General features: G+C 73.1%; 22 protein-coding genes and 3 tRNA genes. 15 read left to right on the forward strand and 10 right to left on the reverse strand.

Translation table 11 applies throughout. The features are described 5' to 3' along the window. Window positions 1-5: 5 nt before the first annotated feature. The 4 genes from ftsH to tilS form a co-directional block, all read right to left on the reverse strand. Window positions 6-2,009: an ATP-dependent zinc metalloprotease FtsH gene (gene ftsH / locus GC092_RS14030; protein ID WP_271174650.1), complete on the reverse strand. Its 2,004-nt coding sequence runs from the start codon at window positions 2,007-2,009 to the stop codon at window positions 6-8. A 99-nt stretch (window positions 2,010-2,108) separates the two neighbouring features. Continuing rightward, entirely contained in the window at window positions 2,109-2,660 is a 552-nt protein-coding gene (gene hpt / locus GC092_RS14035; protein ID WP_271174690.1) for a hypoxanthine phosphoribosyltransferase, read from the reverse strand. A gap of 10 nt (window positions 2,661-2,670) precedes the next feature. Continuing rightward, window positions 2,671-3,867 carry a hypothetical protein gene (locus GC092_RS14040; RefSeq protein ID WP_324012715.1) on the reverse strand — a complete coding sequence of 399 codons (1,197 nt, stop codon included), beginning with the start codon at window positions 3,865-3,867 and terminating at the stop codon, window positions 2,671-2,673. Next, window positions 3,864-4,886, reverse strand: a complete 1,023-nt coding sequence (tilS, locus tag GC092_RS14045) for a tRNA lysidine(34) synthetase TilS (protein WP_324012717.1) — start codon at window positions 4,884-4,886, stop codon at window positions 3,864-3,866. The genes GC092_RS14040 and tilS overlap by 4 nt, the downstream gene beginning before the upstream one ends. Window positions 4,887-5,005: 119 nt before the next feature. On the opposite strand from tilS, the gene GC092_RS14050 reads away from it, so the two are divergent. Then, a complete protein-coding gene (locus GC092_RS14050; protein WP_271174647.1) occupies window positions 5,006-5,542 on the forward strand; it encodes an inorganic diphosphatase in 537 nt (178 codons plus the stop codon). A gap of 64 nt (window positions 5,543-5,606) precedes the next feature. Here the strand turns inward: GC092_RS14050 and GC092_RS14055 are convergent, their stop codons facing one another. Next, window positions 5,607-7,103, reverse strand: coding sequence for a M23 family metallopeptidase (locus GC092_RS14055; RefSeq protein WP_324012719.1), 1,497 nt, complete (start codon window positions 7,101-7,103; stop codon window positions 5,607-5,609). A gap of 209 nt (window positions 7,104-7,312) precedes the next feature. Between GC092_RS14055 and GC092_RS14060 the strand changes: the two genes are divergently transcribed. The 3 genes from GC092_RS14060 (at window position 7,313) to GC092_RS14070 (ending at window position 7,641) form a co-directional block, all read left to right on the forward strand. Then, window positions 7,313-7,385 (forward strand) — tRNA-Glu (locus GC092_RS14060). Between the two features lie 44 nt (window positions 7,386-7,429). After that, a tRNA-Asp gene (locus GC092_RS14065) sits at window positions 7,430-7,503 on the forward strand. 65 nt (window positions 7,504-7,568) lie between these two features. Next, a tRNA-Phe gene (locus GC092_RS14070) sits at window positions 7,569-7,641 on the forward strand. A gap of 516 nt (window positions 7,642-8,157) precedes the next feature. Here the strand turns inward: GC092_RS14070 and GC092_RS14075 are convergent. The 3 genes from GC092_RS14075 to GC092_RS14085 all read right to left on the reverse strand — a co-directional run bounded on the left by GC092_RS14075 (window position 8,158) and on the right by GC092_RS14085 (window position 11,839). Continuing rightward, on the reverse strand, window positions 8,158-8,688 hold the full coding sequence (locus tag GC092_RS14075; protein WP_324012721.1) for a GNAT family N-acetyltransferase: 531 nt from the start codon (window positions 8,686-8,688) through the stop codon (window positions 8,158-8,160). A gap of 69 nt (window positions 8,689-8,757) precedes the next feature. Further along, entirely contained in the window at window positions 8,758-10,320 is a 1,563-nt protein-coding gene (locus GC092_RS14080; protein WP_324012722.1) for an HNH endonuclease signature motif containing protein, read from the reverse strand. 220 nt (window positions 10,321-10,540) lie between these two features. Beyond that, window positions 10,541-11,839, reverse strand: coding sequence for a M23 family metallopeptidase (locus tag GC092_RS14085; RefSeq protein ID WP_324012724.1), 1,299 nt, complete (start codon window positions 11,837-11,839; stop codon window positions 10,541-10,543). Between the two features lie 123 nt (window positions 11,840-11,962). On the opposite strand from GC092_RS14085, the gene GC092_RS14090 reads away from it, so the two are divergent. Further along, complete coding sequence (locus GC092_RS14090; protein WP_324012725.1) at window positions 11,963-12,238, forward strand: acylphosphatase; 276 nt, start codon at window positions 11,963-11,965, stop codon at window positions 12,236-12,238. Between the two features lies 1 nt (window position 12,239). Here the strand turns inward: GC092_RS14090 and GC092_RS14095 are convergent, their stop codons facing one another. Beyond that, window positions 12,240-12,749, reverse strand: a complete 510-nt coding sequence (locus tag GC092_RS14095) for a glycine cleavage system transcriptional repressor (protein WP_324012726.1) — start codon at window positions 12,747-12,749, stop codon at window positions 12,240-12,242. A 108-nt stretch (window positions 12,750-12,857) separates the two neighbouring features. On the opposite strand from GC092_RS14095, the gene GC092_RS14100 reads away from it, so the two are divergent. Then, entirely contained in the window at window positions 12,858-13,040 is a 183-nt protein-coding gene (locus GC092_RS14100; RefSeq protein ID WP_271174693.1) for a hypothetical protein, read from the forward strand. Window positions 13,041-13,052: 12 nt separating this feature from the next. Here GC092_RS14100 and GC092_RS14105 read toward each other — a convergent pair whose 3' ends face one another. Continuing rightward, window positions 13,053-13,481 carry a cupin domain-containing protein gene (locus GC092_RS14105; protein ID WP_282980465.1) on the reverse strand — a complete coding sequence of 143 codons (429 nt, stop codon included), beginning with the start codon at window positions 13,479-13,481 and terminating at the stop codon, window positions 13,053-13,055. Window positions 13,482-13,727: 246 nt separating this feature from the next. Here GC092_RS14105 and GC092_RS14110 point away from each other — a divergent pair, with 246 nt between their 5' ends. From GC092_RS14110 to GC092_RS14150, 9 genes are read left to right on the forward strand one after another with little or no spacing between them, the layout of a single operon-like run. Continuing rightward, window positions 13,728-15,269 (forward strand): sugar transferase, encoded by a 1,542-nt coding sequence (locus tag GC092_RS14110; protein ID WP_324012728.1) that lies wholly within the window; start codon window positions 13,728-13,730, stop codon window positions 15,267-15,269. Next, the gene (locus GC092_RS14115; protein ID WP_282980469.1) at window positions 15,269-16,138 is read left to right on the forward strand and encodes a WecB/TagA/CpsF family glycosyltransferase; all 870 of its coding nucleotides are present in this window, start codon (window positions 15,269-15,271) and stop codon (window positions 16,136-16,138) included. Before GC092_RS14110 ends, GC092_RS14115 begins: the two co-directional genes overlap by 1 nt. After that, complete coding sequence (locus GC092_RS14120) at window positions 16,135-17,646, forward strand: lipopolysaccharide biosynthesis protein (RefSeq protein WP_324012731.1); 1,512 nt, start codon at window positions 16,135-16,137, stop codon at window positions 17,644-17,646. Before GC092_RS14115 ends, GC092_RS14120 begins: the two co-directional genes overlap by 4 nt. Then, window positions 17,643-18,374 (forward strand): hypothetical protein, encoded by a 732-nt coding sequence (locus tag GC092_RS14125; RefSeq protein WP_324012733.1) that lies wholly within the window; start codon window positions 17,643-17,645, stop codon window positions 18,372-18,374. Before GC092_RS14120 ends, GC092_RS14125 begins: the two co-directional genes overlap by 4 nt. 14 nt (window positions 18,375-18,388) lie before the next feature. Continuing rightward, on the forward strand, window positions 18,389-21,217 hold the full coding sequence (locus GC092_RS14130) for a fibrinogen-like YCDxxxxGGGW domain-containing protein (protein WP_324012735.1): 2,829 nt from the start codon (window positions 18,389-18,391) through the stop codon (window positions 21,215-21,217). Further along, a complete protein-coding gene (locus GC092_RS14135; RefSeq protein ID WP_324012737.1) occupies window positions 21,214-21,939 on the forward strand; it encodes a CDP-alcohol phosphatidyltransferase family protein in 726 nt (241 codons plus the stop codon). The genes GC092_RS14130 and GC092_RS14135 overlap by 4 nt, the downstream gene beginning before the upstream one ends. A gap of 22 nt (window positions 21,940-21,961) precedes the next feature. Further along, on the forward strand, window positions 21,962-23,455 hold the full coding sequence (locus tag GC092_RS14140; protein ID WP_324012739.1) for a GumC domain-containing protein: 1,494 nt from the start codon (window positions 21,962-21,964) through the stop codon (window positions 23,453-23,455). After that, complete coding sequence (locus GC092_RS14145; protein WP_324012741.1) at window positions 23,445-24,728, forward strand: O-antigen ligase family protein; 1,284 nt, start codon at window positions 23,445-23,447, stop codon at window positions 24,726-24,728. Before GC092_RS14140 ends, GC092_RS14145 begins: the two co-directional genes overlap by 11 nt. After that, window positions 24,725-25,630 (forward strand): glycosyltransferase family 2 protein, encoded by a 906-nt coding sequence (locus GC092_RS14150; protein ID WP_324012742.1) that lies wholly within the window; start codon window positions 24,725-24,727, stop codon window positions 25,628-25,630. The genes GC092_RS14145 and GC092_RS14150 overlap by 4 nt, the downstream gene beginning before the upstream one ends.

Genomic DNA, 25,630 nt, shown 5'->3' on the forward strand with positions numbered 1-25,630 from the left:
CGTCCTCAGGCCGTCGCGGGCCGCGCGTGACCGGACGCCGGCCGGGTCGCGGGCTGCGACGGCGAGCTCTCGGCCGTCGTCGACGCGGCGATCCCGTCGTGCTGGCGCTTGCGCGGGACGTCGATGGGCGGCAGCGCCGACACCGGGCGATCGCTCGACGAGAGCCACTGGGGGCGCTCGGGCAGCTTCTTGATGTCCTTGAAGATCTCCTCGATCTGGACGTGATCGAGCGTCTCGTGCTCGAGGAGGGCCAGGGCGAGCTTGTCGAGGATGTCGCGGTTCGCGTTGAGCACCTCGTACGCCTCGTTGTGCGCGAGCTCGATGAGCGCGCGCACCTCCTCGTCGATGTGCTCGGCGATGCGCTCCGAGTAGTCGCGGCCGTGGCCCATGTCTCGGCCCATGAAGACCTCGCCGCTGCCGCTGCCGAGCTTGACGGGCCCGACGGCGGTCGTCATGCCGTACTCGGTGACCATCTTGCGGGCGATGCTCGTCGCCTTCTCGATGTCGTTGGACGCGCCGGTCGTGGGGTCGTGGAAGACGATCTCCTCGGCGACGCGGCCGCCCATGGCGTACGCGAGCTGGTCCTGGAGCTCGTTGCGCGTCACGGAGTACTTGTCCTCGAGGGGCAGCACCATCGTGTAGCCGAGGGCCTTGCCGCGCGGCAGGATCGTGATCTTCGTGACGGGGTCGGAGTGGTTCATCGCCGCGGCGGCGAGGGCGTGGCCGCCCTCGTGGTACGCCGTGATGAGCTTCTCCTTGTCCTTCATGACGCGCGTGCGGCGCTGGGGGCCCGCGATGACGCGGTCGATCGCCTCGTCCATCGCGCGGTCGTCGATGAGCTGGGCGTTCGAGCGCGCCGTGAGGAGGGCCGCCTCGTTGAGCACGTTCGCGAGGTCGGCGCCCGTGAAGCCGGGCGTCTTGCGCGCGACGACCTCGAGGTCGACGTTGTCGGCGAGCGGCTTGCCGCGGCTGTGCACCTGGAGGATCCGGAGCCGCCCCTTGAGGTCGGGCGCGTCCACGCCGATCTGGCGGTCGAAGCGGCCGGGGCGCAGCAGCGCGGGGTCGAGGATGTCGGGGCGGTTCGTCGCCGCGATGACGATGACGTTGACCTTGGGGTCGAAGCCGTCCATCTCGACGAGCATCTGGTTGAGCGTCTGCTCGCGCTCGTCGTGGCCTCCGCCCATGCCCGCGCCGCGGTGCCGGCCGACGGCGTCGATCTCGTCGATGAAGATGATCGCCGGCGAGTTCTCCTTGGCCTGGTTGAAGAGGTCGCGCACGCGGCTCGCGCCGACGCCGACGAACATCTCGACGAAGTCCGAGCCCGAGATCGAGTAGAACGGCACGCCCGCCTCGCCCGCGACCGCGCGCGCGAGCAGCGTCTTGCCGGTGCCGGGAGGGCCGTACAGCAGCACGCCCTTCGGGATGCGCGCGCCCACCGCCTGGAAGCGCGCCGGGTCCTTGAGGAACTCCTTGATCTCCTGGAGCTCCTCGATGGCCTCGTCGGCACCCGCGACGTCGCCGAACGTGACGTCGGGGTGCTCCTTGCTCATGAGCTTCGCGCGCGACTTGCCGAACTGCATGACGCCGCGACCGCCGCCCTGGGCGCTCGACATGAGGAACCAGAAGAGCAGGCCGAGCAGGAGGATCGGGATGGCCAGCGACAGCAGGCTGTCCCAGATCGTCGCGCGCGGCACGGCGTCGTCGTAGCCGTCGGCGGGCGCCGCCGCCTCTACCGCGTCGACGACCTCCTCGGCACGCGCCGAGACGTAGTAGAACTGCACGTCCGTGGCGCCCTCGTAGGCCTTCGTGAGGGTCATGTCGACGCGCTGGTCGCCATCCGTGATGAGCACCTTGCTGACGGTGTCGCCGTCCAGCAGCTCGAGCCCCTCCTGCGTGGACACCTGGCGCGGGGCGCCCAGGTTGGACACGAGCGAGAACCCGACGATCAGCAGCACGCCGACCAGCAGGATGTAGATCAGCGGGTTGCGAGTGAGCTTCTTGACGTCCATACCTGGGGTGACTTCCTCCCGTCGACGCGACGAGCGCGTAGTCGTCTCAGGCTACCCCGGCGCGTCTATGCGCCGACTGGGATTCGCCCACGGCGTACGTCAGGCGTAGACGTGCGGCGCGAGCACGGCGACGTCGCGCAGGTTGCGGTAGTGCTCGGCGTAGTCGAGGCCGTAGCCGACGACGAACTCGTTGGGGATGTCGAACCCGAGGTAGCGGCAGTCGATCTCGACCTTGGCCGCGTCGGGCTTGCGCAGGAGCGCGAGCACCTCGATCGACTCGGCGCCGCGCGAGGCGAAGTTGCTGAGCAGCCAGCTGAGGGTGAGGCCGGAGTCGATGATGTCCTCGACGATGAGCACGTGGTAGCCCTCGAGGTCGGTGTCGAGGTCCTTCCGGATCTGCACGACGCCGCTCGACTTGGTGCTCGTGCCGTAGCTCGAGACCGCCATCCAGTCCATGACGACCTCGCGCGTGAGGCAGCGCATGAAGTCGGCCATCACCATGACGGCGCCCTTGAGCACGCCGACGAGGAGGAGCTTCTTGCCCTCGTAGTCCTTCTCGACCTGGGCGGCGAGCTCGCGGAGCTTGGCCTGGATCTCCTCCTCGGTCACGAGAACGCGGTCGAGGTCACCGGAGATGTCGGCAGCACGCATGGAGGCCATCCTACGACTCCTCCGCTGCGACCCCGACGTCGTAGCGCGGGAGCGCGCGGTGGATCGCGGCCCTGCGCGCACGTGTCTCGACGACCCCGGCGATGCCCGCCGCGAGCCCGGCGGCGATGAGCGCCCAGCCGGGGGCGAGGAGCGGCTGGAAGGCCGCGAGCGCCGCGATGTCGTCGTCGCCCGCCGAGTCGTTCGCGAGCACGGTCCACGGGGTCGCGCCGAGGATGACGAGCAGGAAGCCGATCACGGTGAGGCCCGACGCGAGGTGCGAGAGCGCGCCGGCTCCGGTCAGCTGCGCGTCGACGTCCGCGGATGGCGAGAGGGCGCCCTCGCGCGCGGCCCGGAGCGTCCGCCGCTCGAGGACCGCGGTGCGGACGAGGAACGGGACCGTCGAGAGCAGCAGGAGGGCGATCGGGATGAGGATCAGCACCCCGCCGACGCTCACCAGCGCATCGATGACGCCCTCGATCGGGCCGCCGCCGTAGTCGACGGGGTCGCAGTCGCGGCACGGCTGGCGCAGCAGGACGCCGGCGAAGAACACGTAGGCGCCGAGCTGCAGCGCGAAGCCCGCTGCGGCCCACCGTCCGTCGCGCCGCTTGGCGCCCGCGGGCCGCGGATGGGCCATCCGCGCGCCGCCGCCGGGCCCCGGCAGGCGCTTCACCCGCGCCTCCCAGCGCCGGCCGAGCCAGCCGCGCAGCGTGAAGAGCGCGACCGCGGCGAGCGTGATCCCCACTCCGGCGAGCAGGGCGATGCCGTCGTAGTCGAAGCCCGAGACGAGGTCGACGAGCGCCGTGACGGGGCCGAGGACGACGGCGAACCAGGCGAGCACCATGATGCCGCCGTACGGATCCTCGCGGAGGCGCCGCGCCTCGACGACCGGCACGCGCGGCGCGGTCGGCTGGGCGTGCCGGCGCTCGGCCGCGCGCAGCCGCATCCTCCGCTCGGCGATGCCGCGGAGCAGCTCGACGAGGAGCGCGGCGCCCGTGACGACGAGGACGCCGCCCATGAGCGCGCGGAGCATCGCGTCGAACACCGACGGGAGGGAGTACGCCTCCTCGCCGATGATGCCCGTGACGAGCACGACGACGAAGACGATCCCCGAGGCGACGAAGGCCCCGCCCGTCGTCCGCGCGAGGCCTGCCGCGAACGCGAGCGCCGGCCCGATCGGGAGGGGCTCGATGTCGCGCGGTCCGCTCACCCCGCGCTCCCCTGCTCCTCGCTCCCCCGCTCCGTGCTGCGGGCCGTGAACGCGATGAGCGCTCCGCGCCGGTCGGCGACGAAGCCCGGGAGGTCGATCGGCCCCTGGCCCTGCCAGTCGGAGACGAGCCGCGCGACCTCGAGGGTCTGCGTGCGCGTGAGGCTCGCGCCGAACTCGCTCTGCGCGACGTGGCGGATGATCCGGTGCCGGAGCGCGGGCGGGTTGGCGACGAGCGCGGGCACCGAGATCGCGATGCCCGCCTCGATGTGCTCGACGATGTCCTCGATCGTCTCGTCGATCATCTCAGCGAAGGCCTCGTTGTCCTCCCGCAGCTGCTCGGCCGTCCGGGCGAGCGCGAGCGCGACGCCGGGGCCCAGCTCGGCCTCGAGCACGGGGAGGACCGCGCGCCGCACCCGCACGCGGGAGAAGCGCGCGTCGGCGTTGTGCGGATCGTGCCACGGCTCGAGCCCCGAGGCCTCGCAGAAGCCGTGGGTCTGCTCGCGTCGGATGGCCAGGAGCGGGCGGATCCAGGCCAGTCCGCGCTCGTCGCGGCGCGGCGCCATGCCCGCGAGGCTCCCGGCGCCCGCGCCGCGCGCGAGCCCGAGGAGGACGGTCTCGGCCTGGTCGTCGAGGGTGTGGCCGAGGAGCACGGCGACGGCGCCGGTCTCCGCCGCCGCATCGCGCAGGGCCGCGTAGCGTGCCGTGCGGGCCGCGGCCTCGGGCCCGCCCTCCGCGCCCACCTCGACGCGCACGATCCGGGCATCCGTCACCCCGGCCATCCGCGCCTGCTCGGCGGCTCGCGCGGCGACCTCCGCCGACCCCTCCTGCAGCCCGTGGTCGACCGTGACGCTCACGACGCGGAGGCCGAGCCGCGGGGCCTCGAAGGCGGCGGCCGCCGCGAGCGCGAGCGAGTCGGCGCCGCCGGACAGGGCGACGAGGACGGTCGCGGCCGATCCCTCCAGCGGGGCGAGCGCGGTGCGCACGGCGAGGCGGACGGCGGCGATGGCGGGATCGAGCACGCGTCAACGGTAGTCCGCCCGCGGCGAATCGCCCTCCCCGCGCTCCCCGCTTCGTCGCGGCTCGCGGGCGCGGCTACGCTTGCTGACGTCAGATTTCCTTACGAGAGGACACCACTCGCATGGGCGCGTACGACGCAGTCATCGAGATCCCGCGCGGCAGCCGCGTGAAGTACGAGGTCGACCACGGCACGGGGCGCGTGTACCTCGACCGCGTGCTCTACACGACCTTCGGCTACCCGACCGACTACGGGTTCTTCGACAACACCCTCGGCGAGGACGGCGACCCGCTCGACGTGCTCGTGCTGCTCGACCACGCGATCTACCCGGGCGTGAGCGCCAAGGTCCGCCCCGTGGCCGTGCTCAAGATGAGCGACGAGGCCGGTGGCGACGACAAGGTCGTGGCCGTGCTCGCGAAGGACCCGCGCTGGGACCACATCCAGGACGTCGACGACCTCCCGGAGTACACCCGCAAGGAGATCGAGCACTTCTTCGAGCACTACAAGGACCTCGAGCCCAACAAGTGGGTCAAGGTCGACGAGTGGGCGAACGCCGCCGAGGCCGAGCGCCTCGTCAAGGAGGCATTCGAGCGCTTCGAGGAGCACGAGGGCCAGACGCGCACGCAGGGCGAGGGCGAGCTGCCCGACTCCCGCTCCTGATCCCGCGCTGCGGATACGCGAAGGGCGCCTGCCGGCCGGCAGGCGCCCTTCGCGTATCCGACGGTCAGACCCAGATGCCGCGCGCCGCCATGAAGTCGATCGGGTTCACCGTCGCGCCGTTGACGTAGACCTCGAAGTGGAGGTGGCAGCCGAACGAGTTGCCCGTGTTGCCCTCGAGGGCGATGAGCTGGCCGGCCTCGACCCACTGTCCGTAGCCGACGAGGACGCCGCCGTCGACGATGTGGCCGTAGCCCGTTCCGGTGCCGTCGCCGTTGTCGATGTGGATGTAGTTGCCGTAGCCGCCGTTGTAGCCGGCGTAGACGACCGTGCCCGAGTGCGCCGCGTAGATGCCCGCACCGCAGCCTGCGGCGAGGTCGACCCCCGCGTGGAAGGACGATGAGCAGTAGCTCGAGCCGCAGATCTGGTACCGCGGGCCGTAGCCCGACGTGCGCGTGCCGTTGTTGGGGCGCACCCATCCGCCCGTTCCGGGCTGGGTCGTGCCGCCCCCGCCGCCGTTGTCGGCGGGCGCCTGCTGGCCGCCTCCACCGCCGCCGCCTCCACCGCCGCTGTTCTGCTGCTGCTGTTGCTGCTGCTCGAGCTGGCGCTGCTGCTCGAGCTGCTGCTGGCGGAGGAGCTCGCGCTGCCGCTCGGCCTCCTTGCGGGCGCGCTCCTCGGCCTCGCGGCGGAGCTGCTCCTCGTACTTCCGCTTGGCCTCGACGCCCTCCTGGTACTCCTGGACGGTCTTGCTCGTCGTGTCCTTGAGGGCCGCGAGCTGCGCCTCGAGGGTGATGAGGTTCTCCTCCTGGTCGGCGAGCGCGGCCTCGGCGGCCTGCTGCGCCTCCTGGGCGGCGACCATCTTCTCCTCGGCGATCTTCTGCAGGCGGTCGCGCTCGGCGCGGGCCACCTCGGCCTGATCGCTCAGGGACTGCGCGGAGTCGCGTGCCGACGCGGCCTCCGCGTAGACGGACTCGTTGCGCTCGATGAGCTTGTCCATCTGGCCGAGCTGGGTGAGGAGCTGGTCGGCGTTCTCGGCCGAGCCTGCGAAGAGGAGCTCGAGGGAGGTGTCGTCTCCGCCCGAGCGCGAGAGCTGCGCGGCGAGGCGGGCCGCGGTCAACGCGGCGGCATCGGCCTTCTCAGCCTGCTCGTCGGCCTGCTTCTGGAGCTCGTCGGCGCGGTAGGCCGCCTCATAGTAGGCCTGCTGGGCGGCGTAGTAGGCGTCGGCCGCGGCCTTCGCGGCCGCCTGGGTCTCGGCGACGCGCTGCTTGAGACCGGCGATGAGGCCCTCGATGCGCTGCACCTCGGCCGCCTTGGCGGCCTCGTTGTTGCGGGCTGCCTCGACGTCCTCCCACGAGGGGTAGTCGTCGGGGTTGTACGACGCGGCGAACGCGCCGGAGACACCGGGGCCGAAGGGGCTCGTGGCGGTCGCCGCGCCGATGGCAGCGACGCCGAGCGCGCCCATCACGAGGGCGTTGCGCCGCGAGATGGGGTTCCAGAGAATGCGTCGCTCAGCGGCGGTGGGCGCGCAGCCGCACTCTTCCGCGAGATTCTGCTCGGCTTCCATCACACCCTTCTCCGGCCAATCACATCCGCAACAGTAGCAACATCGTTCACTTCTGGCACTATGAAAGATCCGCTTCGGGGCGCGGAACAGAGCCATCCTCACCCGGATCGGCCGCGCGGCACGCCCGGCGCGCGGGCGCGGTTTGGATTTTCGGAGAGCGTCTGCGTATGCTTGATCGTCGGCAAGCGTGAGCCCCGGGTTCACACCGCGGCCCCATCGTTTAGCGGCCTAGGACGCCGCCCTTTCACGGCGGTAGCACGGGTTCGAATCCCGTTGGGGTCACTCAAGCTGATACAATTGAAAATCGTGTGCGAAAGCACATTCATGGCCCTGTAGCGCAGTTGGTTAGCGTGCCGCCCTGTCACGGCGGAGGTCGCGGGTTCAAGTCCCGTCAGGGTCGCTCCAAGCGACGGGCCTTCTTTCGAGAAGGCCTTTCGTCTAGGAAGCGGCAGTTTTCTGCAGCTCGGCTCTGTAGCTCAGTTGGTAGAGCGCACGACTGAAAATCGTGAGGTCACGGGATCGACGCCCGTCGGAGCCACAAGGACCGTCGTTACAACGGTCCCAGAAACCCTCGCGTAGCTTCTACATCGCGGGGGTTTTGCTTTGCCCTGGTGAGGGCGGGCTCCACCTCCGGGCGTTGAGGGCTGGTTCCTCCCCCGGGCGTTGAGGGCTGGCCTTTCTGGGTGGCCGCCTAGGCCTCGTCCCTATCGACGCTTGCGCCCTTCCGAGGGTCGCTCCAGCGACGAGCCCACTCCGACGACATGCCACCATCCGCAGTAGCGGCAGCGCACGACATTAGTCGGCTTGTGCGCCCGCCTCGCGAAGACCATAGCTTCGGCCTGCGATGCGATCGGGGCGCGCGTCGTGGGACATTTCAGGGCCATGCCGCGAGGGTAGAGCGCCCCACCGACACTCGCCGCGCGTCCGCGCCCACCGCCAGATTGGATACTTGGCACGAGTCGTCCACGACGTGAAAGCTAAGGGCACCGACCTCCACGCCGAGTCCCCGTCCGTCGTTCGAGCGCAAGCGAGCTACGAGAGAGCCTTCTCCGCCCTACAGCTCGATCCAGTACCGGCGCAGCAGCGGATGGCCGTGCGCCGACTGATCTGAGACATCCTCGAGCACGCCCCCGGCGCCCTCGATCGTCCGCGCGGAGCCCACGTTGTCGTCATCGCACGTGAGCATCACCCGATCGAGGCCGATCTCGCGCGCACGCTCGAGCGCGAGAGCGAGCCCCCGCGACGCGTAGCCGCGCCGCCGGCGGGAGGGGCGGACCGAATAGCCGATGTGCCCGCCGACCCGGCGCAGGTAGTCGTTCAGAGCATGCCGGAACGACACGAAGCCCACGACCTCACCCCCGTCGACGATCCAGTAGAGGTCGTTGTGCACGAGACCGCCCGGGAGGACGCGCGAGGTGTCGGCGATCTCCGCGGCCTTGGCGACGAGCTTCTCGCACGTCGCCCGGTCTCCCGACGTCGGCGGCGTCAGCCCCGATCCGTCCACATGCACGCCACCGAACTCGTCGATCGCGGCCGACCAGCTGTCGAACAGCTCGAGCGTGGGTCGCATGAGGGTGATCGCCATCCGCCCAGCACAGCAGATCCGAGCTACCCGCGCAAAGGCGCGCATGGCGGATGGCGGGGCTGGGTTGTCTCAGAAGGGTGGGGGTTCGGGTGGGGGCTGGGGGTCGTGGATGGCGTGGTGTCGTCTTCGGGGTTCGGGCTCGGTGACGTACACGTGCCCGAGCGGGCTGGTCCACTCGATGCCGCCGTCCTCGAGCGCCCGCGGAGACCACCTCGTGTGGTGCCGCAGGTAGTGGTGCGGCCGGCACAGGGCCTCGAGGTTCTCCGCGTTCGTCGGGCCGCCGCGGGAGTACTCCCGGACGTGGTCCTTCTCGCACCCCGGGGCCGGGCGCGAGCAGCCCGGGAAACGGCAGCACTCGTCGCGCAGCTCGACCAGACGACGGATCGCCGCGGTCGGCTGGTAATGATCGACGGTCAGCAGAGCACCGGTGTCGGGGTTCTGGAAGATCCGCTCCCACCCCGGCGCGTACCGCGCGAGCCGGCGGGCGGTCTCGGCCGGGACCGGCCCGTACCCCGCCAGCATCGCCGGCCCGTCATCCAGCCCGACCAGACTCGTCACCGGCACCGTCACCGTCACCGTCCCGCGCACCCCCGCCAGCCGCTCCGGATCCCCGTCGATCGGATACCCCGTCGGCGCCCCCGTCAGAAGAAGGTTCCCCGCCAGATCCGCGCGCCGCTGCGTGCGCGTCACCCGCACCCGCTCCGCCTCCCGAGCCCCCTCCCGCTCCCCCGGCGCGCACCGGCCCGAGAACAGCCCCGCATCCCGCACCACCCGCTCCGGATCGACCGCCGACACCACCGGGTCCGGGGCACCGCCAGGCACCCGCACCGCGCCCTGGTCGATCCGGTTCCCCTCCCGATCCACCCGGAACCCCAACCCGTCCCTCGTCACCCCCACCGCCGCATCCGCCGCATCCCGCGCATCCCGCGCCGCGTCCTGCGCTTCCCGGTCCGCGCGGCGCTCATCGGCCTCGACCAGACGCGCCATCTGATCCAGCCGGTCCGCGACCGCCGCGATCACCGACGCCTCGTCCCGCATCACGAACTCACCCAGCCCACCCGGCAGAGCCCGCGTCCACGTTCCCCGCTTCTCCCGCACCGCCGCCTGACCCTCCGCCACCGGAACCGGATGCAGCACACCCGCCAGCTCGCTCGCGAACACCCGCAACTGCCGCGGCGTGGCCTCCTCCGCGAACCCCACCACCCGCCGCAGGAACTCCCCCAGCACCGCATCCGGCAGCCCCTGCGCGACCTCCCGGATCACATCCGCATGCTTGCGCGTGATCCGCCCCGCCGACAGCGCCGCCCGCACCTGAGGCAACCGCGCCTCCAGCAGCTCCGCATCCGCCATCCGCGCCTCCACCTCACCCACCGGCACACGCAACGCCACCGCGAGCTCAGCCGCGACCGCCCGCCACGGGAACGCGAACTCCGAATCCGACCCCGACCGCTCCATCTGCGCCCGCGCCACCCGCGCCGCCACCGCGAACGCCTGCACCTCCGCCGCCGCAGCCGACGCCACCGCCCGCCGGAAACCCGTCAACGTCTCCCGCACATTCGACAGCACCCACCGCTCCTCCACCGTCGCATCCCACGACAGCGGATCCACAAACCGCGGCTTCCTGCTCGTCACACCCCCATCATCAACCCCACCACCGACATTCGAACGGGCTGGCGGAAGAGGTGATCCCGCGAATCCGACCCCGCATGTCGGGGTGCCTCGGCGACTCGTCGGAGGCCCCAGCCGCGCTCGGTCAGCGGCGAGGCGGCGAGGCGGCGAGGCGTCGAGGCGGCGAGGCGTCGAGGCGTCGAGAAACAGGAACGGGCTGCGGCAGGACTGCCCGGCCGCCTGGTCACTCCGCCGGCAGCGTCACCGTCGGCAGCGGCATCGGCGTGACCGGCGTATGGGTCTGCGACGGCGATGGCGACGGGGTGGACGGCTCGCTCGTCTCGGGGGAGGGCGCCGGCTCGCTCGTCTCGGGGGATGGCGCGGGCTCGGTCGGCGGCGGGCTCGTCGCGGGCGGCTGCGTCGTGGGAGGCGGCGTCGTCGCGGGCGGCTGCGTGGGCGGCGGGCTCGTCGGAGGCGGCGTCGTCGCGGGCGGCTGTGTCGGCGGCGGGCTCGTCGGAGGCGGCGTCGTCGCCGGGGGCTGGGTCGTCGGCGGCGGTGTCGTCGGCGGCGTGCTCGGCTTCGGCGTCTCGCTCGGCTTCTCCGAGGGCTGCGGGTTCTCCGACGGCTTCGGCGGCTCGCTCGACTGCGGGCTCTCGGCCGGCTGCGGGTTCTGCGATGCGCGCGGATCAGGAGCCCACGGCTTGATGTCGACCGGCTCGCCGGCCCCGTCGAGGTAGCGACGCGGGTCGACCGGGACGCCGTTCACGTGCACCTCGAAATGGAGGTGGTTCCCGAAGCTGCGACCGGTGTTGCCCACGAGCCCGATGGGATCGCCGGCCTCGACCCAGTCGCCCTCCTCGACCACGCGGCTCCCGTGCGTCATGTGCCCGTAGAGCGTGCGCACGCCGTTGACGTGCTGGATCATGACCGCGACGCCGTAGCCGTAGTGGCTCTCGCTCGAGAGCACGACGATGCCGGGGGCGGCCGCGCCGATGGGCGTGCCGCCCGGCGCCGCGATGTCCATGCCCATGTGGCGACCGTTGCGCGCCCCGAACTGGTCGGTGAGCACGGGGTTCGCGATCGGCCACAGGAAGGTGTCGAGGGACGCGAGCTTGCCGTCATCCCCGAGGCGCGAGAGGTCGACGTCGATGCCCGCGGCGATCGCCGCGCGGATGAGCTTCTCGCGCGCCTCGCGCCGCAGCTTCGTCACCTCGTCGACGGTCGTCGCGCCGTAATCGCTTCCGGCGAGCGCGGGCACCTCGATCGCGCCGGCCTCGGCGAACGCCGCCGCCTCATCCGAGAGGCCCGCGGTCGGTGACTCGGGGCGCTCGAGGTCGTCCGACACCTCGCCGTCGTCGACCGCGATCGAGACCGCCGCGACCGGCTCGCTCTCGGGCGGCGCGCCGGCCGCCGCGAGGGCGCCGGCTCCGGTGGCCGCGGCGACGAGGGCCGCCACGATGACGCTCGCGTGCGCGGCGCGCGTCGAGCGCACCCGCGTCGCGGATGCGTCGTTCGACTCGCCGTCGGAAGTGTCCTGCTGCATGTTTCCCCCGCGCCTATACTGACCGGTTCTCGTCGCAGACGGAAGACCCGCGGCGAGATCGGCCGTGCGGGGTGCCCGCGCACCTGCTTCAGCTGCGGGCCATCCGATGCGAGGATGGCCCGCATGAGGCGGGTCAGGGTGGTCGTCGAGGGCGTCGTCCAGGGCGTCGGATTCCGGTGGAGCACGGCGCGTCAGGCAGAGCGCAGGGACGTCGTCGGCTGGGTCCGCAACGCGGGCGCGCATCGCGTCGAGGCCGAGCTCGAGGGCGGCTCCGACGCCGTCGACGCGGTCGTCGAGTGGATGCGGCAGGGGCCGACCGGCTCCCGCGTGGACGACATCGCGATCGAGGAGATCGCCCCCACGGGCGCGACCGCGTTCGAGCTGCGCCCCTCCGTCTGAGCTACTCGACGAACGTGACGTCGACCTGGATCTCGGCGGCGATCCGCTCGAGGTCGGCGACGACGTCGGCGAGATCGACGTCGTCGGGCACCCGCAGCTCCGCCGTCGCCTCGAACAGGCGCCCGCCCGCCATGGCCGCGTCGCGCGCCTCGGTCGCCATCGACTCGATGCTCAGCGAGCGGGCGCGGAGCGCAGAGGAGATCTCGCGCACGATACCCGGACGATCGTGCCCCAGCACCTGCAGCGTGACGCTGCGGCCGCGCGGCGCGTGCACCTCCTCGGCGGCGCGCACGACCACGGTGAGCAGCCCTTCGAGGCCCTTCAGCCCCTCGCGGAGCGCGTCGACGCGCTCGGGCGGCACCGAGACCTGGATCACGCCCGCGAACGTGCCGTCGAGCTCGGCGAGCCGGCTGTTCTCCCAGTTGGCGCCGTGGGCGTCGACGACGTCGGCGAGGGCCGCCACGAGGCCCGCGCGGTCGTCTCCGATGACGGTGAGGACGAGCGATGTCACGCTCCCCACCCTACTGAGCGGCCCCGCCGCGCGCAGTCCCCGCTAGCGCGCGTCGCGACGAGCTTCAACCCCACGACAGCGCGCCCTCAGACGTGCGACCGTGAGGAGATGAATCACAGGTGGCAGCAGCTCGACGCCGAGTTCCGACGCGAATGGACGGGGCACCCCGTCGACGAGATCGAACCGCACGCGCGGAAGATGGTCGACCGGCTCAGCCCCGGGGTCTCGTCGGAGCTCGCGCGCGCCTACGCGATCTCGGTCTCGGAGGGCCGCCCGTTCGGCCTGGAGTGAGCCCCGCTCAGCTCACCACGGCAGCGGGCGCTCCGGCCCGCGCTCGCTGTCGTCGGGGAGGTCGGGCAGCTCGTAACCGCCGGCCCTGATGCAGAGCCACCGCAGCTGCCCATCCGATTCCGGGTGCGCGCGCCACGTGCGCCAGACGCCCTGCCCCACCCGGACGATCGTCCCGGGGCCGACGTCGACGACGTCGTCGTCGAGCCCCATCTGACCGCGCCCCTCGAGGAACACGTAGACCTCTTCGACGCGCGCATGGCGGTGCCAGTAGCCCGCCTGCTCCCCGGGCTCGAGCGCGTTCGCCGTGAGCCCGATGTACTGCATCGCGAGCTCGAAGTCGACCACGCGCCGTCCGTCGCGCGAGCTGTCGGGGCGGAAGCCGCCGAAGTGGTCGCGCCACTGGTCGAGGCCGCCGATCTCGCTCACCTGGTAGTCGCTCATGCCGCCACTCTAAGAGCGCCCGAGCGCATGGGGCTCTGCCCGCGCGCCGTTATCCAGCCGTGATGTATCAGATCCGGCGCTGACCTCTCCTCCCCTGTGACGGGAGGCGCCGGCGAGCGCGCGCCTCCCGGATGTCCACGGCGAGGCGCAGCGGGGAGACGCGATGTATTCCGGTATCGGGGAGCAGGGACCCACATCCGCCACGAGGACACCCGGCTCGCGCATGCGCCGTGGCGGAGGACACCGGTGACCGTGCTCGAGCGGGCGCTCGTCCTCGCGCCGAGCAGCCGCCTCGTCTCCCCCTCGCGGGCGAGCCGCGAAGCCGCTCCCGCGATCCGCACGCCGCGCATGGCCCCCTCGCTCGAGCGGAGACGGCGCCTCGAGCGCCGCCACACGGCGCGCGTGCTGCTCTCCGACGCCGGCGTCGTGGCCCTCGCGGCGCTCGTCGCCGGAGCCGTCTCCTCGACCGGCCCGTCGACCGCCACGACGCTCGCCGCACGCGGGACCCTCGCCCCGTCCTCCGCGGTCGTCGCCCCCGCGCTCCCCGTGCTCTTCGCGGTCGCGCTCGGCCTCTTCTGGTGGATCGGCCTCGCCATCGCGGCACCGCGGAGCGTCCACGACACCCGCGGACGCGAGCTCGCGCGGGTCGCCGCTGTCACGCTCGACGTCTTCGGGCTCCTCGGCCTCGGCCTGGTCGTGACCGGCGCCCCCGCGATCTGCGCGCAGCTGTTCGTCGCGGCGCCGATCGGGCTCGCCGGCCTCCTCGCCGCGCGCACCATCTGGCGACGCCGGCTCACGGCCGAGCGCGCCGCGGGCCTGCGTGTCTCGCGCGCCCTCGTCACCGGCCGCCCCTCCGACGTCGCGCGCGTGTCGTCGACGATCACCGGCAGCGACGCCTCGGGGTACCGCGTCGTCGGCGCCGTGGAGTTCGACGAGGCGCCGCGCACGCAGGCGGCCGCGATGCACATCGCGCAGGAGGCGGCTCGACGCGACGCGGACGCCGTGATCGTCGCGAGCACGGCCGCCTCGGACGCCGACTTCGTGAAGCGCCTCGGCTGGTGCCTCGAGGGCACGGCCGCCGAGCTCATCGTCGCGAACGGCGTTATGGACGTCGCGCGGGCCCGGATGTCGCTGGACGCGGTGGGCGGGCTCCCCCTCGTCCGCCTCCGGATGCCGGAGTACGACGGCGGCGCCCTCGTCCTCAAGCGGGCGTTCGACATCGTCGTCTCGACGGTCGCGCTCGCGGGCATCGCGCTGATCACCCCCGTCATCGCGCTCGCGATCGCTCTCGACTCCCCGGGCCCTGTCTTCTTCACGCAGGAGCGCGTGGGGCGCGACGGGCGCACGTTCCGGCTCGTGAAGTTCCGGTCGATGCGGACGACCGCGGAGGCCGAGCTCGCGCAGCTGCGCGCGCAGAACGAGGGCGCCGGCCCACTGTTCAAGCTGCGCCGCGATCCGCGCGTCACGCGCGTCGGCCGCTTCCTGCGGCACTACTCGCTCGACGAGCTGCCGCAGTTCTGGAACGTGCTCGTCGGCGACATGAGCGTCGTCGGGCCGCGCCCGCCGCTTCCGAGCGAGGTCCTCGCGTACGACGACGCGACCGTGCGGCGGCTCTACGTGAAGCCCGGGATCACGGGTCCCTGGCAGATCGGCGGGCGCAGCGACCTGTCCTGGCAGGAGAGCGTCCGGATCGACCTCGGCTATGTCGAGAACTGGTCGCTCCAGGACGACATCTCGATCATGTGGCGCACCGTCAGGGTGATGGTCCGCCCGAAAGGAGCGTACTGATGTCCGTCATCCTCCCCGGCCACGCGCTGCCGGTCCCCTCGTTCGCCCGAGCCGCAGCACTCAGCCGGCCAGCGGCGGCCGAGCAGGGCATCGGGCTCGGCGAAGCCCGCATCGTGGACGGCGTACCCGTGCGGTCGCTCACCATGGCCGCCCTCGTCGACGCGATCGTCGCCATGACGCGCACGACGGGCGTCGACGTCCTCGTCGGCGTGAACGCGCACGTCGTGAACCTCGCGCGCCACGACGCGACGCTGCGCCGATTCCTCGCGACGACGACGATGAACTACGCCGACGGGCAGTCCGTCGTCTGGGCGACGCGCCTGCTGGGCGCGGCGCTGCCCGAGAGGGTCGCGACCACGGATCTCGCGGCTCCGCTGCTCGCGGCCGCCGCGCGCGACCGGCTGCCCGTGTACTTCTTCGGCGCACGCCCGGGAGTGGCTGCGGCCGCGGCCGAGCGGATGGCGCAGGAGCTGCCGGGTCTCGCGATCCGCACGAGCCACGGGTACATCCCCGACGAGGAGTCGGATGCGCTCATCCGCGACATCCGCGAGCACGGCACCCGGATCCTCTTCGTCGGGCTCGGCGATCCCGTGCAGGAGCGCTGGGTCGAGCGGCACCGCGATCAGCTGCCGCCGGTCGTCCTGACCTGCGGCGGGCTCTTCGACTGGCTGAGCGGCACGCATCGCCGGGCGCCGCAGTGGATGATCCGCGCCGGTCTCGAGTGGCTGTGGCGGCTGGGCCTCGAGCCGCGCCGGCTCGCCCGCCGCTATCTCGCGGGGAACCCCGCATTCGTCGCCGCCGTCGTCCGCCAGCGTCTCGCCGAGGCCTCGCGGCGCCCGACCCGCATCGCGCACCACCGAGCAGCATGAGCACCGTCGCCGCATCCGACCGCGCCGCCCTCGCCCGGGGCAGCGCGCTGAGCTTCGCCGGGTCCGCGGCGAGCGCCGTCCTCGGACTCGCGCTCGTCGTGCTGCTCGGCCGGCTGCTCGGCGACGTCGGTGCGGGGATCGTGCTGCAGGTGATCGCGCTCTTCACGATCGCACTCGGGTTCGCCCGGTGGGGCGCCGACTCCGCCGCGCTGTGGATCCTGCCCCGCCTCGCCGACGGCGAGCGCGGCGCCATCCGCCCCGCGCTCGCGCACCTCATCGCCGTCGCGGGGCTCGGCGGAGCGGTCGGCGCGGTCGCGCTGACCCTCGGCGCCGCGCTTCTCGACGGCCCCGTGGCCGCGGCGCTTCCCGCGGCCGCATGGTGTCTCCCTCTCGCGGCGATGATGCTGACCGCGCTCGCCGGGGAGCGAGCGCTCGGCGGGGTCGGCCCCTACGTCGCGATCGGCGGCGTCGGGCTCCCGGCGCTGCGGCCGGCGGCCGTCGCCCTCGCCGTCGCCGCAGGGGGCGGCGTCGTCGCCGCGAGCCTCGCGTGGGCCGCGCCCGCGGCCCTCGCCCTCGCGGCGGCCCTCCTCGTCCTCCGCCGGCGGGCCGACGCGCTCGGTGTGGAGCCGATGACCGCGAGCGCGTTCCGGGCGTCCGGTCTCCCGCGGCGCCTGCACCGCTACGCGCTCCCCCGTGTCGTGTCGGAGTTCCTGTCGCAGCTGCTCATCTGGCTCGACGTGCTCATCGTCGGCGCCATCGCCGGCCCGGCCGCTGCCGGGGTCTACGGCGCCGCCACGCGGATCGCGTCCGCCGGATCGCTCGTGGACTCCGCCATCCGCGTGGTCGTCTCGCCCGTCTTCAGCCGCCTGCTGCACCGTCGCGACCACGCGGCCCTCGCCGACCTCTTCCGCGCCGCGACGACCTGGCTCGTGCTCTTCAGCGCACCGCTCTACCTGCTCCTCGCGGTGTTCTCGCCGCTCGCGCTGTCGCTGCTCGGGCCATCCTTCGAGGAGGGCGCCGTCGCGCTCGCCGCCCTCTGCCTCGGGTCGGTCGTGACCTTCCTCGCCGGCAGCGTCCACTCGGTGCTCCTCATGAGCGGCCGCAGCGGTCTCGCCGCGGCGAACAAGGCGATCGCGGTCACGGCCGACGTCGCGCTCCTGCTCGTGCTCGTGCCGCTCTGGGGCGTCACCGGCGCCGCCGTCGCGTGGGCCGCGGCCTGCCTCCTCGACGCGATCCTCGCGACCATCCAGGTGCACCGCGTCCTCGCGCTGCCCCTGCCGCTCGCGGCGGGGGTGCGCCCGCTGCTCATCGCGCTCTCGACCCTGGGGGCCGCCGCCCTCGGCGCCCGGCTGCTGCTCGGCTCGACCTGGCTCGGCCTCGCCGTCGCCGCCGTCGTCGGCGGCGGCGCCCTTCTCACCTGGGCGCGGCTCGCCCCGCGCTCCCTTCACCTCGACGCCTTCGCCGATCTCGCTCGGATCCGGCGGAGCACCACAGGAGACCCCTCATGAGTCCATATCGCTCCCGGCTGTCCGCGACCGTGGCCGGCTCGGTCGCCGGCGCCGCCACCCTGCTCGTCGCGATCGGCGCCGCGCTCCTCGCGGGCGCCGTCGCGAACGCCGACCCCGGTGACGAGGCGGCTCCGCCCTCTCCGACGCCCACGGCATCCGCGACCCCGACGCCCACCGCATCCGCGACGCCGGTCGCGACCGAGGAGCCGCCGCGGCGCGACCGCCCCGCTCCGCCCGCGACGACCCGTCCTGCTCCCGAGCCGGATCGCGACGAGCATGCGGAGGGGCGCGGCCGCTTCGGCGACCGGGATCTCGAGAAGGGTCCGGCCGAGGAGCTCGTGGAGGAGGTGCTCACCCCACCCGACGCGGAGGATGCGGCCCGCCCCGGCGATCTCGAGGCGCTCCTCGCCGACGTGACCGCCGGCGCCTACCGCGCCGAGCTCGAGGCCCAGTGGCTCGAGCTCTCGGCGAACGGATGGTCGTACGTCGGGGAGTCCCAGGTCGTCGGGCTCGAGATCCTCGCGCTCGACGAGGAGGCCGAGCCGGCCACCGCGCAGGTGAAGGCCTGCATCGACGCGAGCGGGCTCGAGCTCGTCGACGCCGACGGCGAGCGGATCGGCTCCGAGAAGGACACCCACCCGCGGGCCGCCCACCTCTTCGACCTCGTCTACGAGGACGGCACGTGGCGCGTCCTCTCCCGCTCGTTCCCCGACGACCCCGCGTGCTGAAGAAGGGCCCGCTCATGACACTCCGCACCCGCATCGCGGCGGTCGCCGCGATCGCCCTCATCGCGACGCTGGCAGCGCCGATCCCCGCGACGGCCGCCGATCCGACGCTGCCCGCCCCCGACGGGCGCACCGAGGCGACGGCCGCGGCCTCCTGCTGGGAGGTCGCGCAGGTCGACCCCGACGCCCCGAGCGGCGTCTACTGGCTCGCGACCCCCGCCATGGGCTCCGCGCAGCAGTTCTACTGCGACCAGGAGACGGATGGCGGCGGCTGGGTCCTCGTGGGGCGCGGACGCCAGGGATGGTCCGAGTCCATCCTCGGCTCCGGGACGCCCGCGCAGGTGCGCGAGCCCGCGACGGGCACCGCGGCGTTCACGCCCCGGCAGCTGCCCGGCGCCCTCATCGACCAGCTCAACAACGACCAGCCGATCGGCGCCCTCGCCGACGGCATCCGCCTCGTCCGCGCCGCGAACGCGGCCGGGACGTCCTGGCAGGACACGCGCTTCCGCCTCACCAGCCCGCGCGACGAGTGGACGTGGGAGTTCAACAACCAGCAGCGCGTGGGGTCGTTCCGGATCGGCAACCGCAACGGCACCGGCGGGACGACGAGCAACTTCGGGAACGACAACGGGCTCATCCGCGTGCGCACCATCACCGGCTCCGCCGAGGGCTGGGCGATGGGATTCGGGTACGGCTCCGACATCAAGGGCTCACCCGACGGCACGAGCTACCTGTGGTCGACGAGCACGAACGCGGGCTACGCCCGGCCGTTCACGCAGGTCTTCATCCGACCGAAGCTCCTGAGCGCCGATGTCTTCGCACCGGTCCCGGCCGGCGGCACGCCCGCGACGGCCGGCACGGCGGTCGCGGAGGCCTTCGCGCAGACCCAGCCGTGGGGTGTCGCCGGCCTCGGCGCCGGCCCATCGACCCTCGAGGGCAGCAACGAGGTGTCGGCCTTCACCGAGAACGTCGACCGCGTCTTCGTGGGCGGCAACTTCACGAAGGTGCAGCGCTCGGCCGGCGGCTCGGGCGCGGTCGAGCAGGCGTATCTCGCGGCGTTCGAGCGCGACACGGGCACCTGGATCTCGACCTTCCGCCCGGTGTTCGACAACCAGGTGAAGGCCCTCGCGCCGCTCCCGGGCGGGCGCATCGCCGTCGGCGGCTACTTCTCGACCGTGAACGGCGAGAGTCACCCCGGCCTCGTCGTGCTCGACGCGACGACGGGCGCCGTGGACGCCTCGTTCACGGGCGCCCTGCTGAACTTCCTCTCCGGCGGCGTGCCCGTCGTGCGCACCCTCGACGTGCAGGGCGACTGGCTGTACGTGGGCGGGTCCTTCACGCACGCCAAGGCCGCGACCGGCGCTCAGGTCTATGCACGCAACACCGTGCGGTTCTCGATCGCGAGCAGCGTGCCCGACGCGTGGAACCCGGAGTTCAACGGAACCGTCATCAGCCTCGACGCCTCAGCTCACGGCGACCGCGTGTACGCGGCCGGGTTCTTCAGCCAGTCGAAGGGGCGCCCCGCCGACAAGGCCGCTGTGCTGTCGACCGCCGATGAGTCGCTCACGCCGTGGCCGGTCGTGTTCTCCAACCGCACGAGCGGCCGCCAGGGCTACCAGCAGGCCGTGCTCGAGGTCGGAGATCGCGTCTGGCTCGGCGGCTCCGAGCACTCGCTCATGAGCTACCGCCGCGACACGATGGAGATGGCGAGCTCGAACATCACGCTCGCCGGCGGGGACTTCCAGGCGATCGCGTCCGACGGCGAGACCGTGTACGCCGGCTGCCACTGCTTCGGCACGAACTACGAGGGCGCGACCGTGTGGCCCGGCATCGGGACGGCATGGACCGGCGCGCACGCGATCTACGGCAGCGGCGCCTGGAGCGCCGAGAGCGGCGAGTACCTCGAGTCGTTCAACGGCATCCTCAACACGCGCGCCGGCGCCGGCGCCTGGGCCCTCTTCGTCGACTCGCGCGGCACGCTCTGGCAGGGCGGCGACTACAGCTACTCGACCCGCGCGGGCTATGTGCGCCAGTGGTCGGGCGGCTTCGTGCGCCACGCCCCCTCCGACGTCACGAGCCCGTCGACGCCGGGCGCGTTCAAGGCCGTCAGGACGGCCGAGGGCGTGAACCTCACGTGGACGGCGGCGACGGACGACCGAGCCGTGACCGCCTACCAGGTGCTGCGGGCCGATCGAGTGGTCGCGACCGTCGGCGGGACGTCGGCGGCTCTCCCGCCCGCTCCCGACGGCACGCTCTATGCCGTGCGCGCCGTGGACGCGGCCGGGAACCGCTCGGCGAGCACCCCGGCCGTCCCCGCCGAGGCGGCTCCCGGGCCCGATCCGGCCTCGCCGACGCTCATCGACGCCGGCTCGACCTGGGCGACCCTCTGGTCGACCGCCGCGCCGCCGTCCGACTGGGCTGCTCCCGAGTTCGACGACGGCTCCTGGCTCAGCGGCGCGACTCCCGTCGGCTGGGGGACGTCGGACATCGCGACCGCCCTCGACACGTCGCTGTCGCCTCGCCCGCTCACGAGCTACCACCGGCACGACATCGACCTCCCGGGCGGCGCGGTCGCGCTGCGCTTCTCGGTCCGGGTCGACGACGGGGTCGTCGTCTACGTCAACGGGGCGGAAGTGCTCCGCAGGAACATCGACCCCGGCCCGGTCACCGCGAGCACCTACGCCAACACCGCGGTCTCGGGCACCACGGCGATGGCGCAGCCGTACGTGGCGGAGATCCCCGCGACCGCCTTCCGCACGGGGGCCAACACGATCGCGGTCGAGGTCCACTCCAACTACCGGACCGCGAACAGCCACAGCTTCGAGATGACGGTGACGGCGCCATGAGCGCCCAGACGGCATCGGCGCGGCCCGCGCGCGCCCTCCGCACCTCGCGCACCGCCCTCGCGCAGGCGCAGAAGAGCGGCGCCGGGGTCCCCGCGTACACGCGCTGGATCAACCGCCGCCTCGCGCGCGGCGTCGCAGCCGCTGCCGTGAGGATCGGGATGACGCCGAACGCGGTCACGCTGCTCAGCGCAGCGATGTCGGCGGCGGGCATCGCCGTGATCGCGGCCGCCCCGCCGTCCGCGGGCTCGGGCGTCGCCGCCGCCGTGCTCCTGGCGGCGGGATACGTCCTCGACTCGGCGGACGGCCAGGTCGCCCGGCTCAGCGGGGCGTCGAGCCCGGCCGGCGAATGGCTCGATCACGTCGTCGACGCGATCCGCTCCCCGGCGATCCACCTGGGCGTCGCGGTCGGATGCTTCGTGCACCGCCCTCAGGACGTCTGGCTGATGGGAGTCGCGCTCGGCTTCGCGCTCCTGACGTCGGGCCAGTTCATGAGCCAGATCCTCGCGGAGCAGCTCGCGTCGCGTCACGGCCGCTCGGTCTCGGAGCCGAGCGGCGTCGCCAAGTCGGTCGCGCTCATCCCGACCGACCCCGGCACGCTGTGCTGGGCCTTCGCGCTGTGGGGAGCGCACGCGGCCTTCGCCGCGGTCTACGGCCTCCTCTTCATCGCGAACCTCATCCACGCGGGCATCTCGATGCGCCGCAAGCACCGCCGTCTGAGGTGACGGCTTCACCGGGGGAAGCACGATGTCCGACACCGCACACACCACGACACTCGGTCTCGATCACTACGCTCGCGTGCTGCGCAGGCAGTGGCGCCTCGTCGTCGCCGCGATCGCGATCGGGGCGATCGCCGCGATCGCGTACCTGCTCGTCGCCCCGCAGCGCATCACGGCGACGACCGATGTCAACCTCTCCGTCATCACGACGGATCCCTTCAATCCGCAGCGCGCGGCGTCGGGTCTGCTGGACGATGCCACCGAGGCCGCGATCGCCCGCTCCCACGTCGTGGCCGAGCGCGCGGCGGCCCTGCTCGGCGACGCCGACGCGACGCGCGAGATCCACGACACCGTCGACGTCACGATCTCGGAGGGCGGCACGATCGCCCACGTCTCCGCGACGGCCGCGACGCGCGCGCTCGCGATCGAGCGGGCGGACTCCGTCGCGGCCGCCTACCTCGCCTACCGCAGCGAGCAGGCCGAGAGCCGGCTCGACGTCATGGTCTCGGGGCTCAGCACGCGCATCGACGAGCTCGACGCGCAGCTGGCCGAGGCGAACGCGGCGATCGCGGATGCGGGAGCCGGCGCCGCGCAGGCGCAGGCGACGAGCGACCGAGAGCAGATCCTCCTCGAGCTCGAGGGCCTGCTGTCGCAGCGGAACGCGCTGCAGAGCGTCGACACCTCGGGCGGCAGCGTGCTGACGGGAGCCGCCGACAACCCGATCGACTCGGCGCCGCCGCGCTACACGACGGCCGCGACCGGGATCGGGATCGGCGCGATCGTCGGCATCCTGCTGGCCTTCCTCCGCGAGCCCTTCGACGGGCGCCTGCGCAGCGGAGCCGAGATCACGCGCGCGCTCGGCGCGCGCGTGCTCGCCACGCTCCGCACGCCGCACCCGCGGACGCCCCTCGAGGCGCCGGACGCCGAGGCGATGCGCATCGCACGCGAGCGCATGCTCGCCGACCTCCCCGCCGGGGCGCGGGCGGTCGCGGTGCTCGACGACACGTCGTCGGAGGGGGCCGTCGCGACGGGGCTGGCGATGGCGACCGCGCAGAGCGGGTTCTCCGTGCGGCTCGTGCTCCCCCATCCTTCCGAGCGGCGCCTCGCGGTCCTCCGGTCGGCCGGAGCGGCGCCCCGGGCCGCCGTGCCCGGGCTCAGCGTCCGCTTCGGGCGCGCGGACCTGCACGGCGAGGCGCGCACCGCCGAGGCGCGGGTCGCCGTCGAGTCCGCGCCCGAGGGGACGCTCGTCATGCTCGCGGTCCCGGTCTCGGCCGGCACGGCCGACCTGCTCGCCGCGCTGCGCCTGGCCGACGCGGTGGTCGTCGTGCTGCAGGAGGGCGCGAGCCGCCGCACCACAGCCGCCGCCCTGCGCGACGAGTCCGTGACCGCGGGGGTGCCCCTCATCGGCGCCGTCGTCGTCCCCCGCGAGCGGCGGCGATCACGGCGCCGCTCAGGCCGACGGGAGGTCGCGCCCGCGGCCGACGAGACGCCCGCTCGCGAGGAGTACGCCGATGCGGTCTGACACGGCGTTCGCCCCGGCTCCCGCACGGCTGACCGCGACGGAGGCTCGCGGCGACCTGCCGCACTGGCCGATCACCGCGATGTTCGCGGCGTTCCCCCTGTGGTGGGCGCTCGGGATGGCCGAGATGGCGTGGATCCCGCTCGCCGCGGCCATGGCGGTGCTCCTGATCCGCCGCGGCGACGTCCGCGCGCCGCGGGGCTTCGGGATCTGGCTGCTGTTCCTCGCGCTCGTCGCCGTGTCGGTGATCGGGATCGACACCCCCGGCCGGCTCATCGGGTTCGTCTACCGCGCCCTGCAGTACCTCTCGATCACGATCGCCTTCCTCTACGTCTACAACGCGCGCCGCACGATCACGCTCGACTGGCTGCTCGGCATGCTCACGCTGTTCTGGCTCTTCGTCGTGGCAGGCGGATGGCTCGGCGTGATCGCCCCCGAGTTCTCCTTCCGGACCCCGCTCGGCTACGTGCTCCCCCGCGGCCTCCAGAGCAACGAGCTCGTGGGCGAGATGGTGGTGCGGCGGGCGACGCAGTGGAACCCGGACGCCTGGACGGTCCTCGATCCGCGCCCGGCCGCTCCCTTCCTCTATACGAACGGCTGGGGCAACGCGTACTCGATGCTCCTCCCGCTCGTCATCTCGTACGTGGCGCGCATCCCCCGGGACCTCCGGTTCCTCGGCCTCCTCGTCGCGATCCCGCTCTCGTTCGTCCCCGCGTTCCTCACCCTCAATCGCGGGATGTTCATCGGGCTCGGCGTCGCGGCGGTCTACGGGGGCCTCATCCTCCTCGCCTCCGGTCGGGTCCGCGCCGTCGCGGGCCTCGCGGCGGCGTGCGCCGTGGGCCTCGCCGCGGCCGCGGTGCTCGACGTCGGAGACCGGCTCCTCGGGCGCGTCGAGTCGAGCTCGTCGACCGAGGACCGTGCGGACCTCTACCAGGAGACGCTCGTGCGGACCCTCCGGTCCCCGGTCTTCGGCTACGGGGCGCCGCGCCCGTCGTGGACGGAGGGCGCGCCGTCCGCGGGCACGCAGGGTCACGTGTGGATGGTGATGTTCTCGCACGGCCTGCCCGCGCTCGCGGTCTTCCTCCTCGCCCTCCTCTGGCTCGCGTGGTCGACGCGCCATGTGCGCAGGCGGATGACCGCTGTCCACGTCGTGCAGGTGGTGCTCCTCGTCGAGGTCTTCTACTACGGCGTGCTCCCGCACGGGCTCGTGCTGGCCCTCCTCCCGGCGGCCGCCGCCCTTCCCCGCGACACCGCTCTCGAGAGGCCGTCCTCATGAACCCCCGCGTCACCGTCGTCATCGCCACCCGCGACCGCCCCGAGCTCCTGCGACGGGCCGTGCGCTCCGTGCTCGCTCAGGACACGGCGCACCCGCTCGAGATCGTCGTGGTCTTCGACGGATGCGCGGTCGATCCCCTCGCCGACCTCCCGCGCGGTCGCCACGTCGTGCGGACGATCGCGAACGACCGGACGCCCGGACTCGCGGGCGGTCGGAACACGGGGATCCTCGCGGCCGAGGCGCCGATCATCGCCTTCTGCGACGACGACGACGAATGGGCGCCCGGGAAGCTCGAGGCGCAGCTGCCGCTCCTCGAGGACCCCGACGTCGTCATCGCCGCCACCGGCATCCGCATCCTCTCGACGGGAGGCGCGCACGACCGGCTCCCGCCCGAGCGGGTCGCGCTCGAGGACCTCCTCCGCTCGCGCATCACCGAGCTGCACCCGTCCTCCTTCCTCCTGCGCACGGCCGATGCGCGAGGGCGCCTGGGTCTCGTCGACGAGGAGCTGCCCGCGTGCTACGGCGAGGACTACGACCTGCTGCTGCGCGCGGCCAAGATCGGCCGCATCGCCGCGGTCGCGGCGCCGCTGACGATCGTCCACTGGGACCGGCCGTCGTACTTCAGCGAGCGCTGGCGCGGCATCGCCGACGGCCTCAGCTACCTGCTCGACAAGCACCCCGAGTTCGCCCGATCCGCGCGCGGCCGCGCGCGCATCGAGGGTCAGATCGCCTTCGCGCACGGAGCGCTCGGCGCGCTCGCCCCCGCCCGGCGATGGGCTCGGGCGGCCATCCGCCACGACCTCCTGCAGCCGCGCGCGTACCTCGCGATGTGCGTCGGCCTCCACCTCGTCTCGGGCGGGCGCGTCGTCTCGGCCCTGAACGCGCGCGGACGGGGGATGTGA

This window comes from Microbacterium sp. JZ37, from assembly GCF_035188445.1.
In the GTDB taxonomy this organism is placed as follows: Bacteria; Actinomycetota; Actinomycetes; order Actinomycetales; family Microbacteriaceae; genus Microbacterium; species Microbacterium barkeri.

Coding starts and splice junctions, on each gene's coding strand:
- ftsH (WP_271174650.1), bottom strand. CDS start 2,009: ATGGACGTCAAGAAGCTCACTCGCAACCCGCTGATCTACATCCTGCTG.
- hpt (WP_271174690.1), bottom strand. CDS start 2,660: ATGCGTGCTGCCGACATCTCCGGTGACCTCGACCGCGTTCTCGTGACC.
- GC092_RS14050 (WP_271174647.1), top strand. CDS start 5,006: ATGGGCGCGTACGACGCAGTCATCGAGATCCCGCGCGGCAGCCGCGTG.
- GC092_RS14055 (WP_324012719.1), bottom strand. CDS start 7,103: ATGGAAGCCGAGCAGAATCTCGCGGAAGAGTGCGGCTGCGCGCCCACC.
- GC092_RS14075 (WP_324012721.1), bottom strand. CDS start 8,688: ATGGCGATCACCCTCATGCGACCCACGCTCGAGCTGTTCGACAGCTGG.
- GC092_RS14085 (WP_324012724.1), bottom strand. CDS start 11,839: ATGCAGCAGGACACTTCCGACGGCGAGTCGAACGACGCATCCGCGACG.
- GC092_RS14090 (WP_324012725.1), top strand. CDS start 11,963: ATGAGGCGGGTCAGGGTGGTCGTCGAGGGCGTCGTCCAGGGCGTCGGA.
- GC092_RS14100 (WP_271174693.1), top strand. CDS start 12,858: ATGAATCACAGGTGGCAGCAGCTCGACGCCGAGTTCCGACGCGAATGG.
- GC092_RS14105 (WP_282980465.1), bottom strand. CDS start 13,481: ATGAGCGACTACCAGGTGAGCGAGATCGGCGGCCTCGACCAGTGGCGC.
- GC092_RS14115 (WP_282980469.1), top strand. CDS start 15,269: ATGTCCGTCATCCTCCCCGGCCACGCGCTGCCGGTCCCCTCGTTCGCC.
- GC092_RS14120 (WP_324012731.1), top strand. CDS start 16,135: ATGAGCACCGTCGCCGCATCCGACCGCGCCGCCCTCGCCCGGGGCAGC.
- GC092_RS14125 (WP_324012733.1), top strand. CDS start 17,643: ATGAGTCCATATCGCTCCCGGCTGTCCGCGACCGTGGCCGGCTCGGTC.
- GC092_RS14130 (WP_324012735.1), top strand. CDS start 18,389: ATGACACTCCGCACCCGCATCGCGGCGGTCGCCGCGATCGCCCTCATC.
- GC092_RS14135 (WP_324012737.1), top strand. CDS start 21,214: ATGAGCGCCCAGACGGCATCGGCGCGGCCCGCGCGCGCCCTCCGCACC.
- GC092_RS14140 (WP_324012739.1), top strand. CDS start 21,962: ATGTCCGACACCGCACACACCACGACACTCGGTCTCGATCACTACGCT.
- GC092_RS14145 (WP_324012741.1), top strand. CDS start 23,445: ATGCGGTCTGACACGGCGTTCGCCCCGGCTCCCGCACGGCTGACCGCG.
- GC092_RS14150 (WP_324012742.1), top strand. CDS start 24,725: ATGAACCCCCGCGTCACCGTCGTCATCGCCACCCGCGACCGCCCCGAG.